The organism is Paraburkholderia sp. CNPSo 3281, from assembly GCF_024206515.1.
GTDB classification, from domain to species: domain Bacteria; phylum Pseudomonadota; class Gammaproteobacteria; order Burkholderiales; family Burkholderiaceae; genus Paraburkholderia; species Paraburkholderia nodosa.
In genome coordinates, this window is the sequence record NZ_JAMBPS010000013.1 from 42142 (window position 1) to 58158 (window position 16017).

Annotated in this window: 12 protein-coding genes and 1 pseudogene; 6 read left to right on the plus strand and 7 right to left on the minus strand. The window is 65.4% G+C overall.

Features of this window, described 5'->3' with window-relative positions; all coding sequences use genetic code 11:
* Positions 1 to 16: 16 nt before the first annotated feature.
* Positions 17 to 745 (minus strand): GntR family transcriptional regulator, encoded by a 729-nt coding sequence (locus M3I56_RS15775; protein WP_028206812.1) that lies wholly within the window; start codon positions 743 to 745, stop codon positions 17 to 19.
* 162 nt (positions 746 to 907) lie between these two features.
* On the opposite strand from M3I56_RS15775, the gene M3I56_RS15780 reads away from it, so the two are divergent.
* From M3I56_RS15780 to M3I56_RS15790, 3 genes are all read left to right on the plus strand, one after another.
* Entirely contained in the window at positions 908 to 2125 is a 1218-nt protein-coding gene (locus M3I56_RS15780; RefSeq protein ID WP_254354778.1) for an alanine--glyoxylate aminotransferase family protein, read from the plus strand.
* A 135-nt stretch (positions 2126 to 2260) separates the two neighbouring features.
* Positions 2261 to 3547, plus strand: coding sequence for an MFS transporter (locus M3I56_RS15785; RefSeq protein ID WP_254354779.1), 1287 nt, complete (start codon positions 2261 to 2263; stop codon positions 3545 to 3547).
* Positions 3548 to 3553: 6 nt separating this feature from the next.
* Complete coding sequence (locus M3I56_RS15790) at positions 3554 to 6577, plus strand: FAD-binding and (Fe-S)-binding domain-containing protein (protein WP_254354780.1); 3024 nt, start codon at positions 3554 to 3556, stop codon at positions 6575 to 6577.
* Here M3I56_RS15790 and M3I56_RS15795 read toward each other — a convergent pair.
* Genes M3I56_RS15795 through M3I56_RS15805 form a run of 3 tightly spaced genes read right to left on the minus strand, consistent with a single transcriptional unit; the run spans position 6574 to position 10448 of the window.
* Positions 6574 to 7668, minus strand: a complete 1095-nt coding sequence (locus tag M3I56_RS15795) for a serine hydrolase (protein WP_254354781.1) — start codon at positions 7666 to 7668, stop codon at positions 6574 to 6576. The genes M3I56_RS15790 and M3I56_RS15795 overlap by 4 nt on opposite strands.
* 40 nt (positions 7669 to 7708) lie before the next feature.
* Positions 7709 to 9019: an MFS transporter gene (locus M3I56_RS15800; RefSeq protein ID WP_254354782.1), complete on the minus strand. Its 1311-nt coding sequence runs from the start codon at positions 9017 to 9019 to the stop codon at positions 7709 to 7711.
* A gap of 10 nt (positions 9020 to 9029) precedes the next feature.
* The gene (locus M3I56_RS15805) at positions 9030 to 10448 is read right to left on the minus strand and encodes a M20 family metallopeptidase (protein ID WP_254354783.1); all 1419 of its coding nucleotides are present in this window, start codon (positions 10446 to 10448) and stop codon (positions 9030 to 9032) included.
* Positions 10449 to 10582: 134 nt separating this feature from the next.
* On the opposite strand from M3I56_RS15805, the gene M3I56_RS15810 reads away from it, so the two are divergent.
* Entirely contained in the window at positions 10583 to 11491 is a 909-nt protein-coding gene (locus M3I56_RS15810; RefSeq protein WP_254354784.1) for a LysR family transcriptional regulator, read from the plus strand.
* Between the two features lie 6 nt (positions 11492 to 11497).
* Here M3I56_RS15810 and M3I56_RS15815 read toward each other — a convergent pair whose 3' ends face one another.
* The 3 genes from M3I56_RS15815 to M3I56_RS15825 form a co-directional block, all read right to left on the minus strand.
* Positions 11498 to 12829 (minus strand): type II toxin-antitoxin system HipA family toxin, encoded by a 1332-nt coding sequence (locus tag M3I56_RS15815; RefSeq protein ID WP_375541734.1) that lies wholly within the window; start codon positions 12827 to 12829, stop codon positions 11498 to 11500.
* Positions 12826 to 13224, minus strand: coding sequence for a helix-turn-helix transcriptional regulator (locus M3I56_RS15820; protein WP_254354785.1), 399 nt, complete (start codon positions 13222 to 13224; stop codon positions 12826 to 12828). Before M3I56_RS15820 ends, M3I56_RS15815 begins: the two co-directional genes overlap by 4 nt.
* A gap of 293 nt (positions 13225 to 13517) precedes the next feature.
* A complete protein-coding gene (locus M3I56_RS15825) occupies positions 13518 to 14363 on the minus strand; it encodes an NAD(P)-dependent oxidoreductase (protein WP_254354786.1) in 846 nt (281 codons plus the stop codon).
* Positions 14364 to 14537: 174 nt separating this feature from the next.
* Between M3I56_RS15825 and M3I56_RS15830 the strand changes: the two genes are divergently transcribed.
* A complete protein-coding gene (locus M3I56_RS15830) occupies positions 14538 to 15530 on the plus strand; it encodes a LacI family DNA-binding transcriptional regulator (protein ID WP_254354787.1) in 993 nt (330 codons plus the stop codon).
* Positions 15531 to 15734: 204 nt separating this feature from the next.
* A pseudogene (locus tag M3I56_RS15835) lies at positions 15735 to 15925 on the plus strand (porin); the annotation flags it as partial.
* Between the last annotated feature and the right edge of the window lie 92 nt (positions 15926 to 16017).

Consider the following 16017-nt stretch of genomic DNA (forward strand, 5'->3'; position numbering starts at 1 on the left):
TTGCGCGCGCGGCGAATCAGTTGCCAGCGTCCTGCACCGGCGGCGTGTCCCCAATCCGCAACACCGCATCGCGCTTGGCGAGCAAATGCTGCCGCAGTATCGCCGCGAGCCGCTTGCCGTCGCGCGCGTCCAGCGCCTCCAGCATTTCGCCATGTTCATGGATCGCGCGGTCCCACTTGGGCGTTTCGAAGTTCGAGCGAAACCGCAGCGCCTGCAAACGGCGATTCACCGCGATATACGTTTGCCGCAGCGCCGAATTGCGCGCCGCTTCGTTGATCTTGTCGTGAATCGCCTGATTGCGGCTGTAGTAACCGGCCAGATCGTTCTGCGCGCGGCAGGCGAGCATGGCGTAGTGCAGCGCCTTGATCTCGGCGATCTCGGCCGCGGTGATCCGCTCGCAAGCCAGCTCGCCTGAAAACGCTTCGAGCCCGCTCATGAGTTCGAAGGTCTCGCGCAGCTCCGCCTCCGACATCTTCGAGACCGAGGCGCCGCGGTTCGGCGAAATCTCGATCAGCCCTTCGGACGCGAGCACCTTCAGCGCCTCGCGCAGCGGCGTGCGCGAAATGCCCAGCGTTTCGCACAGCTCGCGTTCGTTGAGCTTGCGCCCAGCCTCGAGCACGCCTTCCACGATGAACCGTCGCAGATGGTCGACGACGGTGTCATGGAGTTGCGGGCGCGGAATAGGCGGCAGCTCCGGGCTAATTACCGGGCTAACGACAGAGGGGTTCAGGTTCGGGTTTTGCATGCAAAAGGCATTTCCATCGATTTCCAGCGAATTCTAGCCCAAGGACAGGACCCCAAAGAAGCAAGCTGTGATTGGGGTAAACCACGTCAGAATTGTCTGTCTGCACATGAGTCGACTGGATTATAGTTTTTTGAATGCAAAATTCAAAACAGGAGCGATTGCATGTTGAAGCTCGATTTCCATCCCGCTGGTCGCCACTTCCTGCAGATTCCCGGGCCGAGCCCGGTGCCCGATCGCATCCTGCATGCGATGAGCTATCCGACCATCGACCATCGCGGCCCCGAGTTCGGCGTGCTCGGGCTCAAGGTGCTGGAAGGCATCAAGAAGATCTTCAAGACGCAGCAGCCGGTGGTGATCTACCCGGCCTCCGGCACCGGCGCGTGGGAAGCCGCGCTCACCAACACGCTGAGCCCTGGCGACACGGTGCTGATGTTTGAGACGGGCCATTTCGCGACGTTGTGGAAGCAGATGGCCGAGCGCCTTGGCCTGAAGCCGGAATTTCTCGGCCTGCCCGGCATCGAGGGCTGGCGGCGCGGCGTGCAGGCCGACATGATCGAAAAGCGACTGCGCGAGGACGCGCAGCACGCCATCAAGGCGGTCTGCGTCGTGCATAACGAGACCTCGACCGGCGTGACCTCGGACATCGCCGCGGTGCGCCGCGCGATCGACGCCGCGGGGCACCCGGCGCTGCTGCTCGTGGACACGATTTCCGGTCTCGCCAGCGCTGACTATCGCCACGACGAATGGGGCGTGGACGTGACCGTCTCCGGCTCGCAGAAGGGTCTCATGCTGCCGCCGGGCATCAGCTTCAACGCCGTTTCGGCGAAGGCGCTGGCCGCGAGCGAGCAGGCAAAGCTGCCGCGCAGCTTCTGGGGCTGGGCCGAGATCATCGAGATGAACAAGAGCGGCTACTGGCCGTACACGCCCAACACGAACCTGCTCTACGGCCTTTCCGAAGCGCTCGACATGCTGCAGGACGAAGGTCTCGACAACGTGTTCGCGCGGCATCAGCGGCTGGGCGAGGCGTGCCGGCGCGCGGTGCGCGCATGGGGCCTCGAGATCCAGTGCGCCGATCCCGCCGTCTACAGTCCCGTGCTCACGGGCGTGATGGTGCCCGAAGGCGTGGATGCGGATGCGGTGCGCAAGATCATCTACGAGCGCTTCGATCTTTCGCTCGGCACGGGCCTCGGCAAGGTCAAGGGGCGCATGTTCCGCATCGGGCATCTGGGCGACTGCAACGATCTCACGCTGCTGGCGGCATTGGCCGGCTGCGAGATGGGCCTGCGCGTGGCGGGCGTGCCCTTGAAGGACAGCGGCTTGCCCGCCGCGATGGAATATCTCGCGGCACAACCCAACGTGGTGTCGCTGAAAGCCGCCTGAAACGAGCGCTTTTGCCCATGCCGCGCACGGGGCGCGGCATCCAGGCCGATTCCAGGTGATGCCAGGACGTTCCCATGCCGGACGCCACTTCGAGAAGGGCGATGCGGCCGATAGAAGCAGCAACGGAGACAGACGATGAAACGGTATCGATTGAGGAGCGCGAGCAGCATCGTGCTGATCATGCTCTGCGTCATGTACTTCATCACCTACCTCGACCGGGTGAACGTGAGCACGGCGGCGGCGGGCTTCGGCAAGGAGTTCCAGCTATCGCATACCGAGGTGGGGCTGGTCTTCTCGGCGTTTGCGTATCCGTATCTGCTGTTTCAGATCATCGGCGGCTGGGTGAGCGACCGCTTCGGCGCGCGCCGCACGCTGCTTTTCTGCGGCGCGTTGTGGGGTGTGGCGACGATTCTCACGGGCATGGCGGGCGGCCTGGTCACGCTGCTCGCCGCGCGCCTCTTGCTCGGCTTCGGCGAGGGCGCGACGTTTCCCGCCTCGACCTCGGCCATGTCGCGCTGGGTCGCCAAAGAGCGGCGCGGCTTCGCGCAGGGCATCACGCACTCCGCGTCGCGCATCGGCAATGCGGTGGCGCCCGCGGTGGTCGTGCTGGTGATGGCGCGCTACGGCTGGCGCGAATCGTTCTATGTTTGCGGCGCGCTCAGCTTGCTGTGGGTGGTGGTGTGGGCGTTCACGTTCACCGAACACCCGAAGGATCACCCGCGCATCACCGAGGCCGAACTCGCGATCCTGCCGCCGCCCAAGCCACGCGTAACAGGCCTGCCGTGGATGGCGCTCTTCAGGCGCATGCTTCCGGTGACGATCGTCTACTTCTGCTACGGCTGGACGCTGTGGCTTTTCCTTAGCTGGATTCCGCAATACTTCCTGCACAACTATCACCTCCAGTTGGGCAAGTCGGCGATCTTCGCCTCCGTGGTGTTCCTTGCGGGCGTGGTGGGCGACACGCTCGGCGGCCTCGTGACCGACTGGCTCTTTCAGCGCACGGGCAACCTCAAGCGCGCGCGCAGCTGGATGGTCTCCGTGTGCATGCTGATCACGCTGATCGTGCTCGTGCCGCTGATGTTCGTGCACGATCCCGTCATTTCCATGGCCTGCCTCGCGGCGGGTTTCTTCTTCGCCGAAATGACGATCGGGCCGATGTGGGCGATTCCCATGGATATCGCCCCGGAGTTCTCGGGCACGGCGAGCGGCATGATGAACACGGGCTCGGCGCTGGCTGCGATCATCTCGCCCGTGGCGGGCGGCTTTCTGATCGACCGCTTCGGCAACTGGGACCTGCCGTTCGTGGGCAGCATGATACTGATGGGGTGCGGCGTGATTCTCGCGTTCCGCATGCAGCCGGACAGCCGCTTCGAGCTGGGCAAGAAGGCCGACGAACCCGCAGGTTCTCATCAGGGAGTGTGAACGGCGATGGAAGGCGCACGCACTTCGGGCATGCTGGTCAAGCCGGTTCATCTTGTTCCCTCGAGCGCGGGCCACGGCTCGCCGCTCGCGCGGCGCCTGCGTGAAGCCCTGCGCGGCGACGTGTTTTTCGACGCCGCGAGCCGCGGCCGTTACGCGACCGACGCCTCGATCTATCAGATCATGCCCATCGGCGTGGTCGTGCCGCGCGATCAGGACGATTTGCGCGCCGCGCTGGAAGTGGCGCGCCTCGAGCATGCCCCCGTGCTGGCGCGCGGCGCGGGTACGAGCCAGTGCGGGCAGACGGTGGCCGAAGCGCTCGTGATCGACACGTCGAAGTGGCTCAACAACATCGTCGATTTCGACGCCGCTGCGAGCACGGTGACGGTCGAGCCGGGCGTCGTGCTCGATCATCTGAACGCATGGCTCAAGCCGCACGGATTGTGGTTTCCCGTGGATGTCTCGACGGCCGCGCAGTGCACGATCGGCGGCATGGCGGGCAACAACTCGTGCGGCTCGCGTTCGATCGAATACGGCAACATGGTGCACAACGTGCTCGGCATCGACGCGATTCTCGCGGACGGCAGCGAAGCGCGCTTCCAGTCGCTGAACCTGCCGCACGAAGGCGCGCGGCTGGCGGCGCTGCTCGAAGGCGTACAGCGCATCGCTACGCGCGAGCGCGGCGAGATTGCCGAACGCATGCCGAAGGTGCTGCGCCGTGTGGCCGGCTACAACATCGACCTGTTCGACTGCCAGAACCCGCTCGCTTATACCGACGACGGCGTGGCGAATCTCGCGCATCTGCTCGTGGGCTCCGAAGGCACGCTCGCATTTAGCCGGCAGATCACGCTGAAGCTCGCGCCGCTGCCCGCGCACAAAACGCTGGGCGTGGTGAGCTTTCCCACGTTTCGGCAGGCGATGGACTCGGCGCAGCACATCGTCAAGCTCAAGCCGACTGCGGTCGAGCTGGTCGATCGCACGATGATCGAACTCGCGCTCGGCAATCCGGGCTTCAAGCCGGTGATCGAGAAGGCGCTGGTGGGCAGGCCCGATGCGATCCTGCTGGTGGAGTTCGCGGGCGACGAGCGCGACGCCCAGGTGCGCCGTTTGGAAGAGCTGGTCGAACTGATGGGCGACCACGGCCTGCCGGATTCGGTCGTGAAGATGACCGATGCGAACGAGCAAAAGGCGCTATGGGAAGTGCGCAAGGCAGGCCTGAACATCATGATGAGCATGAAGGGCGACGGCAAGCCCGTCTCGTTCATCGAGGACTGCGCCGTGCCGCTCGAACATCTCGCGGAGTATACGAGCCGCCTGACCGACATCTTCCATCAGCATGGCACCGAAGGCACGTGGTACGCGCACGCGAGCGTCGGCACGCTGCACGTGCGGCCGATACTCGACATGCGCCGCGACGGCGCGCTGAAAATGCGCGCGATAGGGGAGCAGGCAGCGGAACTGGTGCGCGAGTACAAGGGTGCGTTTTCGGGCGAGCATGGCGACGGTCTGTGCCGCGGCGAATGGATTGCCTGGCAGTACGGACCGAAGATCAACGCCGCATTCTCGGAAATCAAGCAGCTGTTCGACCCCGAGAACCGCTTCAATCCCGACAAGATCGTGCGGCCGCCGAAGATGGACGACGCGAAGCTGTTCCGCTTCGCGCCGGGCTATCGCGAGCGCCAGATGCGACCGAGGCTCGACTGGTCGGCGTGGGACGTGGGCCGCGATCCGCTAACGGGTGTGGAAACGCCCCCCAGCAGCGGCGACGACCTGTCCGGCGGCCTCGCGAAAGCCGTGGAGATGTGCAACAACAACGGCCACTGCCGCAAGTTCGACGCGGGTACGATGTGCCCGAGCTACCGCGTGACGAAAGACGAGAAGCACGTGACGCGTGGCCGCGCGAATACGTTGCGGCTCGCGATTTCGGGGCAGCTGGGCGAGGACGGACTCGCGAGCGACGACGTCAAGGACACGCTTGACCTGTGCGTATCGTGCAAGGGCTGCAAGCGCGACTGTCCGACCGGCGTGGACATGGCGAAGCTGAAGATCGAGGCGCGCGCGGCCTGGAACACGAAGCACGGCCTGAAGCTGCGCGAGAAGATGATTGCGTTTTTGCCGCGCTATGCGCGTCGCGCGGCGCAAGCCGGCGGCCTGGCGGCGGCGGGCGAGCGCATCCCCGTGGTCTCCGCGTGGGCGAAGCGCGTGCTGGGCATCGCGCCGCAACGCTCGTTGCCGCAGTTCCGGCCTTCGTTCCTTGCGGGGGTTGCGGCCGCTAAGCCGGACGCAGCAGCGGCAACGAAAGAAGTGGTGCTGTTCGTCGACACCTTCAACGACAACTTTGAGCCTGAAAACGCCCGCGCCGCGAAGCGGGTGCTCGAAGCGGCCGGCTATTTCGTGCACTTCAATGTGCGCGGCGAAGAACGCCCGCTATGCTGCGGCCGCACGTTCCTCGCAGCGGGACTGGTGGACGAGGCGAAGCGCGAGGCGCGGCGCCTGCTCGATACGCTCATGCCGTTCGTGGCGCGCGGCGTTTCGATCGTCGGGCTCGAACCTTCGTGCCTGCTCTCGATGCGTGACGAATTCCTGCAATACGGCTACGGCCACGAAGCGCGCAAGCTGTCGGCCGCGGCGTTCCTGTTCGAGGAATTCCTCGTGCGCGAGAAAGGCGCTGGCCGGTTCGATCTGGCATTGCACGGACTCGACGCGCCGCGCGCGTGGGTGCACGGCCACTGTCACCAGAAAGCGTTCGACGCCTTCCGTCCCGTGCTCACGGTGCTGGGCTGGATTCCGGGCCTCGAGGTGAAGCCGATCGAATCGTCATGCTGCGGGATGGCGGGCAGCTTCGGCTACGAAGCGGAGCACTACGAAGCCTCGATGGCGATGGCCGAGCTTTCGCTGTTGCCCGCCGTGCGCCAGGCGGATCGCGCCGATCTCATCGTGGCGGATGGCACGAGTTGCCGCCACCAGATCCACGACGGCGCAAACGCCACGGCGCTGCACGTGGCGAGGGTGCTGGAAATGGCGATGAGCTAGCTCGCTGGCGTGCTCGCGCCCTGGCGTGCGCATACGGCATCCACGGCGTGCAACATCTTGCCGAAGAACGCATCGGCGAATTGTGAATCGAGCCAGCGCACGATGAGCGCGATCTTGCGCTCGGGCTCGATCCACATGAACGAACTGCCCGCGCCAACGCCAAACCAGCTCGACTCGGGCAGGTCCGGGAACATGCGCCGCCCCGTGTTGAGCCAGACCAGCGAGCCGTAGAACGGCGCGAGCGGGCAGGGCGTGCGCATGCGCGCGATCCATTCGCTCGACAGCACTCGGTGGCCCGAAGCTAAGCCATCGTCGAGCAGCATTTGCGCGACCTTCAACTGGTCGTTTGCGCTTACCGACATGCCGCCGCCCCAATGCGAGCCGCCCGGCACCGACTGCACGCGTCTGCCGCCCTGGTCGATCCACGCGTCGTCGTAACCGACCCATTGCCAGTTCTCGCTCGCGCCAACGGGCCTCATGATCGTCTCGCGAAATACTTCGGGTAACGAACGACCGAACAGACGCAGGAGCGCGAACGAAAGCTGATTGATGCGCACGTCGTTGTATTCCCAATACGTGCCGGGCGCACGCAACGGGCGCAAGTCGCCCTTTTTCCCGTCGGGCGGCTCGCCGAACGTGACGGCGCGATAGTGATCGGCTTGATCGGAAAGGCCGAAGCACTTGCCTTGCCATTCGCTCGTCTGTTGCAGCAGATGCGTCCACGTGACCCGCGCATTGTGGTCATCGTCGAAGCCGATGCCGGGCACGCGCACGTGGACGGGCTCGTCGGGATCGGGCAGCAGGCCGCGGTCGTGCGCCACGCCGGCGAGCAGCGCCAGATACGTCTTCGCGATGCTGAAGGTCAGATCGGGCCGATCGGGCGCGCCCCATTGCGCGAGCGGGCGTCCGTTCACGGCGACAGCGCCGGACACCGGGCCGCGATCGTGAATGGGGCCCAGCAAGCGGTTCCACGGCGGCGGGTCGTTCACGTGCACGCCGAAGTTGCCGTCGGCGTTACGGTCCCATGCCGATTCGTGATCGACGGAAAACTGAATGGCGTCCTGAACTTCCTGCGGCAAATCGTGTTGCATACGTGCGTGTTTCCTGTTGGTGTTCTTGTACGGTGCTGTTTCAACGGGCGTCGAGGCGTACGCTCGCCCAGATCAGCGTAGCGAGGCTCAACAAGGCCGCGAACATCAGCCAGAGCCCCGGCGCGAGATTGTTGCCCGTCGCCGCAATGAGCGCGGCCACGACCAGCGGCGTGAAGCCGCCGAACACGGTCGTGCCGACGTTGTAGGCGAGCGCCATGCCCGTGGTGCGCGTGCGCGTGGGGAAGAAGCTGGCCATGAGCGCCGGAATCGAGGCGAAATAGGTGACTTTCAGCACCGCGATCCAGACCACGGCGGCCAGTAGCGTGGTCAGCGAAGGATGGGTGTTGACGAACATGAACGCAGGATAGACGGTGAGCAGGAACAGCACGCCCGCCACGAACATGATGCGCGTGCGGCCCACTTTGTCCGACCAGTGGCCCACGATCGGCGTGAGCACGATGGCGATCAGGCCGGCCACGAGCGTGGCGATAAAGCCCGACGAAGGCGCGAGGCCGAGCTGTCGCGCAGCATAGGTCGGCATGTAGAGGAGCACGTATTGGGCCGACGTCGTCAGGATCAGCACGCCAATCGATGCAATCACGCCAGCCTTCTGCGTGGCGAACAACTCACGCACGGGCGACTCGGCTTTTTCGATGCGCTCGAATTCGGGCGTTTCGTCCATGCGTCTGCGGATATATAGACCGACGGGGCCAATCAGCACACCGAAGAAGAAGGGAATGCGCCAGCCCCAGCCTTCGAGCTGCGGCTGCGTGAGCGTGCCCGTCAGCACCGCACCGAACAAGGAGACGAGCAGCGTACTCGCGCCCTGGCTCGAGAACTGCCAGCTCGACATGAAACCGCTGCGCTGCGGCGCGTGCTCGATCAGGAAGGCGGTGGAACTGCCGAACTCGCCGCCCGCCGAAAAGCCTTGCAGAAGCCGCGAGGCAAAAAGGCCGATGGGCGCGAGTATGCCAATCGTCGCGTAGGTGGGCATCAGCGCGACCATACCGGTGCCGATCGTCATCATCGCAATGGAGAGCGTGAGCGACGCCTTGCGGCCCTTGCGGTCGCTGTATGAGCCGAGCACGAGCGCGCCGAACGGCCGCGCGAGGTACGAGAGCGCGAATGTGCCGAGCGTGAGCAGCAGCGACATCGTCGCGTTGTGAACGGGGAAGAAGAGTTTCGAGAGCGTCGAGGCGAAGTAGCCGTACGCTAGCAGGTCATAGAATTCGAGCGCGTTACCTATCGAAGTCGCGAGGATGAGCCGTGTGACGTTCTTGCCTGAAATGCTTTGAGCGGGCTCTGACCAGGGCTCGCTGCTGTGATGCGCGGGTAGGGAATCGATGCTCATTGGGACGTCCTCATGCAAGCGTTGTCGGATGCGGTGCGGGATTGGACGCGCCGGCCTCTCTTGCGCCGAGGTCCCAGAAGAGGCCAGCCATGATGCGCAGACCGTCGCGCACGACAGGCCCGAGCAGGTGCTCGTTCGGCGCGTGCTGCGAGCAGCCTGGATACGAATGCGGTACCCAGAGCGTGGGCATGCCGAGCACCTCGGAGAATACGTCGTTGGGCAGCGTGCCGCCCAGGTTCGGCAGCAGCACGGGCTCGGCTCCCGTGGTCTCGCGCAGCGAGCGCAGCGCCCACTGCACCCAGGCGTTGTCGGGATCGACACGCGTGGCCGGCGCGCCGCGCTCCACCTCGAGTTCGATCATGTCGAAGCCGTGCTCGTCGAGGTGCGCGCGCACGATGTGTTCGAGGTTTTGCCAGTTCGTGCCCACGACGAAGCGGATCTGCATGTAAGCGATAGCGTGCGGCGGAATCGCGTTCACGGGTTTCTCGGGGTTGCCCGTGCGGAACGCGAGCACTTCCAGATTGTTCCAGCCGAACACGCGCTCGGTTGGCGTGAGGCCCGGCTCGCCGTAGTCGCGATCGACCTCGGGCTCGCCCGGATTGCCGCCCACGCGAATATCGGCGAGCGCGCGGCGCACGGCTTCCGGAATCGCCGGCGGCCGCAGGCCTTCTACGAGGATCTTTCCGTGCGCGTCGACCATCGAGGCGATCGCGTTCGCGAGCACGACGCCCGGATTGCGCAGCAGGCCGCCCCAGTTGCCCGAGTGATGGCCGCCTTCGCGCAGCGTGAGTTCGAGCTTGAAATTGACGAGGCCGCGCGAGCCGAGAAAGATCGTCGGGCGGTGCGCACTGACGCGCGGTCCGTCGGAGGCGATCAGCACGTCGGCGGTGAGTTCGTCGCGCAACCGCATGCACAGTTCGTGCAGGCCCGGCGAGCCGACTTCCTCGCCCGTTTCGAACAGCAGCTTGAGGTTGAAGCCGAGCCGGCCGCCGCGCGCGTCGAGCACGGCCCCGAGTGCCGCGAGGTTGATGCTGTGCTGGCCTTTGTTGTCTGCGGTGCCGCGGCCGTACCAGCGCTCGCCGTCGACGGTCACGTCCCACGGCGTGAGGCCCGCGCGCCACTGCGCGTCGTAGCCGCGCACCACGTCGCCGTGGCCGTAGCTGAGCACGGTGGGCAGCGCATCGTCTTCGTGGCGATGGGCAATCAGGAACGGGCCCGCGCCTTTGACGGGATTCCCGACGACCCGGCAGGTGAAACCCCATTGGGTGAGCAGCGGCGTGAGCTCCTCGTCCAGATAGCTGCGCAAACGGTCGCCGCTCTCCGGCTCCTGGCTCTCGGTGCGAAACGCCACGCGGCGGCGCAGATCGTTGAGGAAGCGGCCTGAATCGTATTGAACGGCTGCGGTTTGAATGGCGGTGTCACGGGTCAACGCGCGTCTCCCTCTGTTTGAGGCCGTCTGCAGCCGTCGAACGATCGTGCAACCGCCGATATTTCTGCACAATTACAATATTTGTGATTTATCTTTGCCGAAACGGCAAAGCGGACGAGACCGCGCTCATCGACATGGACAACACCGCACTGCGCTATTTTCTGGAAGTGGCCCGCAGCGGCTCGCTGAGCAAGGCGTCCGAGCGGCTCTACGTCGCCGTTTCGGCGCTCAGCCGCCAGATCGCCCGGCTCGAAGAAGAACTCGGCACGCCGTTATTCGAACGGCGCCCGCGCGGCATGGTGCTGAGCGAGGCGGGGCGCATGCTCGCCGAACACGCGCGGCGCAGCGTGCTCGAAACGGAGCGCGTGGTCGGCGAGATTCGCGGGCTGAGCGAGGGCGGCCGCGCGACCATCCGTGTCGCGAGTTCCGAAGGCCTCGCGCCGGATTTTCTGCCACAGGTGTTCGCTCACTTTCTCAGGACGTATCCCCAAACGCATTTTCAGCTGGACGTGTCGGCGCCTTCTGTTGCAACGCAGCGCGTGCGCGAGGGCACGGCCGATATCGCGCTGTGCTTCAGCGTCGCGCCCGAGACGGAGATTGCCGTGCATTGTTCGCAGCGCGCGCCGATATTCGCGCTCATGCGGCGCGATCATCCGCTGGCGGCGCGCGAGTCGTTGTCGCTGCGCGATCTGATCCCGTGGCCGGTCGCGATGAACAGCCAGGGCGTGACGATCCGCCAACTGCTTGACATCGCGTGCAGCCTCGAAGGGTTGATCTTCGAGCCGGTGTTCGTCAGCAACTATCATGTGGCGTTGCAACGATTCGTACGCCTGACCGATGCCGTGACGTTCACCGGTTTTCTGACCGTGCGCGGCCGTCTCGAGGTGGAGGGACTGGCCGCCGTGCCGCTCACGAACCCGGAGCTGCATCAGCGCACGCTGCAGATCCAGACGATGGCGGGCCGCACGCTGCCGCAAACCATGCAGGCCTTTCTCGACCTGCTCACGCGCGCGATCGACGGCGAGGAGCTTGCCCGCGGCTGATTTCGCCTACGCGGTGAGCCTCGCGGCGAGTCGGCGCATGCCGGCGAAAACGGCGTCGGCTACATCTGCGGGGAAACCGGCGGGGAGCTGCGCCGCGACGGCTTCGATCACGCGCGGCGTTTGCGCCGCTACCTGCGCTAGCATCGCTTCGACCTCCGCCGCGGCGAATCCCACGCGCTGGCCTTGCGCGATCCAGTGCCGCGGATAGATCTCCTCGACGCGATAGTGCCGGTTGCGTCCGCGCACGGCCATCGCCAGGCTCACGCGCTGCGGCGCAATATGATTGCGGCCCCGGCCGACGACCGGATGTGCGCTGAGCACGTCGTAGAGCGGCGTGGCGGCGTACTGGCTGCCGGGCAGCAGCGCAATGCTGTAGTTCTTCGCGTGGCCGTCCGTGGCCGCGAGCAGCCAGAAGATGACTTGCGTGACGAAGAAGTTGCGGCGGTCGGCCGTGGCCCGCGCGGAGCCGTCCAGCACCTGCATGATCGTGTCGATGCCGGGGCCGCCGTCGGCTTCGTATTTGGCGAGGCCGGATGTGCCCGTGGCCTGGCACAGGTCCTCCTGCGGCAGACGCACGATCCATCTGGCGTCGCTCGCAAGACGCCGGTCGAAGCGCTCCACGACCAGCGCCTTCGCGTCCTCGAATTGCGCGATTTCGCACGGTGCGACGGGCAAACCGTAGGCCGCGATGATCTGCGTGCACAGCCACTCGTTTTCCACCGAGGTGCGCATGTCGGCGCGCATGTTGCCGACGAGGCCTAGCGGCAGCTTCAGGATGTGCGTGGTCGGCGTGCTGCCCTGCGGAAGCAGCCACTGGCCGCCATGCCGCAGCAGCGCGGTTTTTTCCTGCGCCCCGGCGATCGACAGCCGCAGGCTGTCCACAGCATCGGGCTCGCCCGCATGCGGCGTGGCGGTGGTTTCGCGCAGCAGCTGCGCGATGTCGCCTTCACTCAGGGCGCGCCCCTTGATGCTCTTCAGGCCGGCAGGCGCAACGCCTGCGGGAAGTATCTGCAGCGCGCCCACGCAATCGCGGCCGAGCGCGGCGAGCAACTCGAACGGCGAGGTGCCGCCAGTCTGGTAGCGCGCGGCGATGCGTCTGCGGATGCGGTCGCTGTCCGGCAGCAGATTGTCGAAATAGTCCGCGACGATCCGGCCGCGGTAGGGCTGGTTGCCGGGCGTGAACGGCAGCGAGAGGGAGAGGGGGCGGCCTTGCTCGTCGTCGAGCCAGCTGTCGAGGTACGCGAGGCGTTCGTTGCCGCGCGCGTTCTCCCAGTAGCCCACTGGGAGGCCGTTCATCCACAGGTCGAGCCGGTTGGGCAGGCGTGGACGTGCGCTCACCAGTCCTCCCTCGGCTTGCGGCGGGCGGTGGACTGGCGCTGCGGCGCTGGGGCCGCTGGCGTAGTGCGGGTGCGTTTGCGGGCGGCCGGAGGCTTGGCGGCGCTCGACGTCTTGGCTGCGGCCCCGGGGGTTCTGGCCGGGCGGGGCGCGGCTTTCGCCGCGTCCGGCGAGGCCTTGGCTTCGGGCGCGCCGAGCTTGATTTCGACGTCGACGAGCCGCAGGACCCGCACGAGCCGCTCGACGCTCGCCGCTTCGGGATTCGCCTCGAACGAGGCATAGCTTTGCTGCGAGATACCGAGCCGCGTGGCGAGGTCTTTCTGGGTGAGGCCGGCTTTTTTGCGGAAGCCGACGAGAATCGGGCGCAGTTGGCTCAGGGTCTTGAGAGGGTAGTCCACGGCAACTCCGGGCGGCGCAATGCCGCTGCAGACGGCCGATGCAAACGGAAACGCGCGGCGCGGTCGAATACAGTCTATACCCTGTAAAGTAAAAATACAAATCACAGGCTGTAATTTGAAAATACAGCCTGTAGGTTGTATTTGCTGCCCGGCGAGGGTAGCCGTGGGCGCATGGCGACAATAAATGTGCAACTAACTGTCAATCGCCGCACAACCCCGCCCCAGCCGCTTCGCGGCCAGGGCGGTTTGCCCTCAGGCGACCGAGCCGGTCTCCCGCGCGGTCTCCCGATTTATCAGGACTTCGATAAGAGTTCGGCGCCTTGCATCGGCTCGCCCAGCACGAACGGGCCGCCCTGGTACTGCTGCGCAGAGTCGGCAAGCTCGGCGTTTGGCGCGCTCGCCGGGAAGCGCTCGGCGTACGCCGCCGAGCTGTCGCGCGGCCGGTAGCCGAGGAAACCCGCCTTGCCGTTGTCCCACCAGCTTGCCGGGTTGTCCGACACGCCATAGACGATCGCATGACCCACGCGATTGGTGAACAGCGAGCAGCGCACGAGTTCGATGAAGTCGCGATAGCTCAGGAACGTGACGAGCATGCGTGCGTTCTTCGGTTCTTCGAACGACGAACCGATGCGCAGACAGACCGTTTCCATGCCGAAGCGATCGAAGTAATAGCGCGACAGCGATTCGCCGAAGCATTTCGTCACGCCGTACAGGCTGTCCGGCCGGTGCGCGGCGTCGGTATCGAGCACGCTGGTCACCGGATGAAAACCGGTGACGTGATTGGAGCTGGCGTAGACGATGCGCTTGATGCCGTGCTTGCGCGCGGCTTCATAGAGGTTGTACGTGCCGCGAATGTTGGCTTCGAGGAGATCGTCGAACGGCGCGTCGATGGAGATGCCGCCCAGGTGCACGATCGCATCAACGCCTTCCACGAGTTGCATGACCGCCTCGCGATCCGAGAGGTCGACGCGGCGCGTTTCCTCGTGCGGCTCCGCCTCGCCCAGTTCCGTGATGTCGCTGACGCGCACGATGTCGGCCCAGTTCGCGAGCGCGCCGCGCAACTGACGGCCCAGATTGCCGCCTGCGCCAGTAAGAAGAAGACGGCCGAACGGTTTGGCTGCAAGTGAGTGTTGCGACATCAGGGCTCCCTGGGAATTGTTTTGATATTGAAAACACGAGGAAAACGTTTTCCGAATATAGCCATCGCGAGTCGCAGCGTCAATGGAGGAATACCTGCGGCGAATACCGGGGTTCACCCCAGGTCTGTTTCTGCGACAATGCTCGCCGTCGATCCTCCCTGGCGTTGCCAACCTATGAAAAGTGGTTCCCCGACGATTCGCGATGTTGCCGCCATGGCCGGCGTCTCGGTCGCGACGGTATCGAAGTACGTGAACGGCACGCAGCGCTTTTCGCCGGCGGTGGAGGCGAAAGTCAAAGACGCCATCGAGCTGCTCGGCTACCGCTCCAATCCGCTGGCGCGCTCGATGATCACGGGGCGCACGCGCACGATCGGCATCGCCATTCTGGACATCGCGAACCCGCACTTCACGAACGTGGTCAAGGGTGCGAACCGCGTGGCGCTCCAGCACGACTACACGCTGCTGCTCGTGGACGCCGAGGAGAATCTCGCGCGCGAGCGCTCGCTCATCGAAGCGCTCGCGCCGCGCGTGGACGGCCTCATCCTCAGCTCGCGGGCTTCCGAGGAGATCGCCAGGTGGACGAAGAATCTGGGCAAGCCGGTCGTCATGCTCCGGACCGTGCGCGGGCTCGACATGCCCACCGTCGGGTTCGACAACCGGCTCGCGACGTCGATGCTGGTGCGTCATTTGCTCAATCTCGGGCACCGCCATGTCGCCTATCTGGGGTTCGCCGCGGCGACCATCAACGACGAGCGTATTGCCGGCGCCACCGAGGCGCTGGCCGAGGCCGGCCTCACGCTCGACGTCTACGAGACGCATGCGCCGACCGCCCAGGCGGGCGAGCAGGCCTGCTCGCGGGTGATGCTGGGGCCGAAGCGCCCGCAGGCGGTGATCTGCTACAACGACCTCATCGCGCTCGGCTTCATGAAGGAGGCCAGGTTGCTCGGCTTTCGCGTGCCGCAGGACGTCTCGGTCGCCGGCATCGACAACGTGCCGTATGGCGAATACGTCGAGCCGCGCCTCACCACGATCGACGGGCAGAGCGAGCGCATGGGCGAGCTGGCCATGCAAAAGCTCATCGACGTCCTCGCCGGCCGCGCGGATGTCGAGCAGGTCGTGCTCGAACCCCGCCTGGTCGTGCGCGACTCGACCGTCGCCTGCCGCTGATTTCCTGATCGCTGTACTTCCCCCGCGCTGGCCGCCAGGCAACGGCCGGCGGCCTCGTCACGCCTGCTCCCGATCCGCCGACTCGGACGCGCCAACCCTGCGCCGCTCCGCGTAACTACCTACTAGCCATTTCGAAAGGAACACATTAAATTTCGAGAAAACGTTTTCCAGAAGTGGCGCGCGAAGAACAAAAGGAGATCGGAGGCGCTTTCCAGGCGCACGGGAATTGACGCGTTGCAGGCTTTCCAGCGTGCAAACGGCAAGACCCTCACGCCGGCAGGCAACGCTACGCAGATCATCAACGCGACCGCGACGTCGGCGACGGGTTCCAGACCACGCCGTCTTCGTCCCGCAGCATGGTCGCAGTAGGTGCAGGCATCATCCACCGGTTCTGAGACACCCGGTTGGCCAGCGAATCAGCCCAAACACGGCTCGAAAACAACTCTTCCATTCTTGGGGCAAGCAATGAAAAAGACCTTTCGCAACT

Coding starts and splice junctions, on each gene's coding strand:
- M3I56_RS15785 (WP_254354779.1), top strand. CDS start 2,261: ATGAAACGGTATCGATTGAGGAGCGCGAGCAGCATCGTGCTGATCATG.
- M3I56_RS15800 (WP_254354782.1), bottom strand. CDS start 9,019: ATGAGCATCGATTCCCTACCCGCGCATCACAGCAGCGAGCCCTGGTCA.
- M3I56_RS15795 (WP_254354781.1), bottom strand. CDS start 7,668: ATGCAACACGATTTGCCGCAGGAAGTTCAGGACGCCATTCAGTTTTCC.
- M3I56_RS15775 (WP_028206812.1), bottom strand. CDS start 745: ATGCAAAACCCGAACCTGAACCCCTCTGTCGTTAGCCCGGTAATTAGC.
- M3I56_RS15830 (WP_254354787.1), top strand. CDS start 14,538: ATGAAAAGTGGTTCCCCGACGATTCGCGATGTTGCCGCCATGGCCGGC.
- M3I56_RS15810 (WP_254354784.1), top strand. CDS start 10,583: ATGGACAACACCGCACTGCGCTATTTTCTGGAAGTGGCCCGCAGCGGC.
- M3I56_RS15825 (WP_254354786.1), bottom strand. CDS start 14,363: ATGTCGCAACACTCACTTGCAGCCAAACCGTTCGGCCGTCTTCTTCTT.
- M3I56_RS15780 (WP_254354778.1), top strand. CDS start 908: ATGTTGAAGCTCGATTTCCATCCCGCTGGTCGCCACTTCCTGCAGATT.
- M3I56_RS15790 (WP_254354780.1), top strand. CDS start 3,554: ATGGAAGGCGCACGCACTTCGGGCATGCTGGTCAAGCCGGTTCATCTT.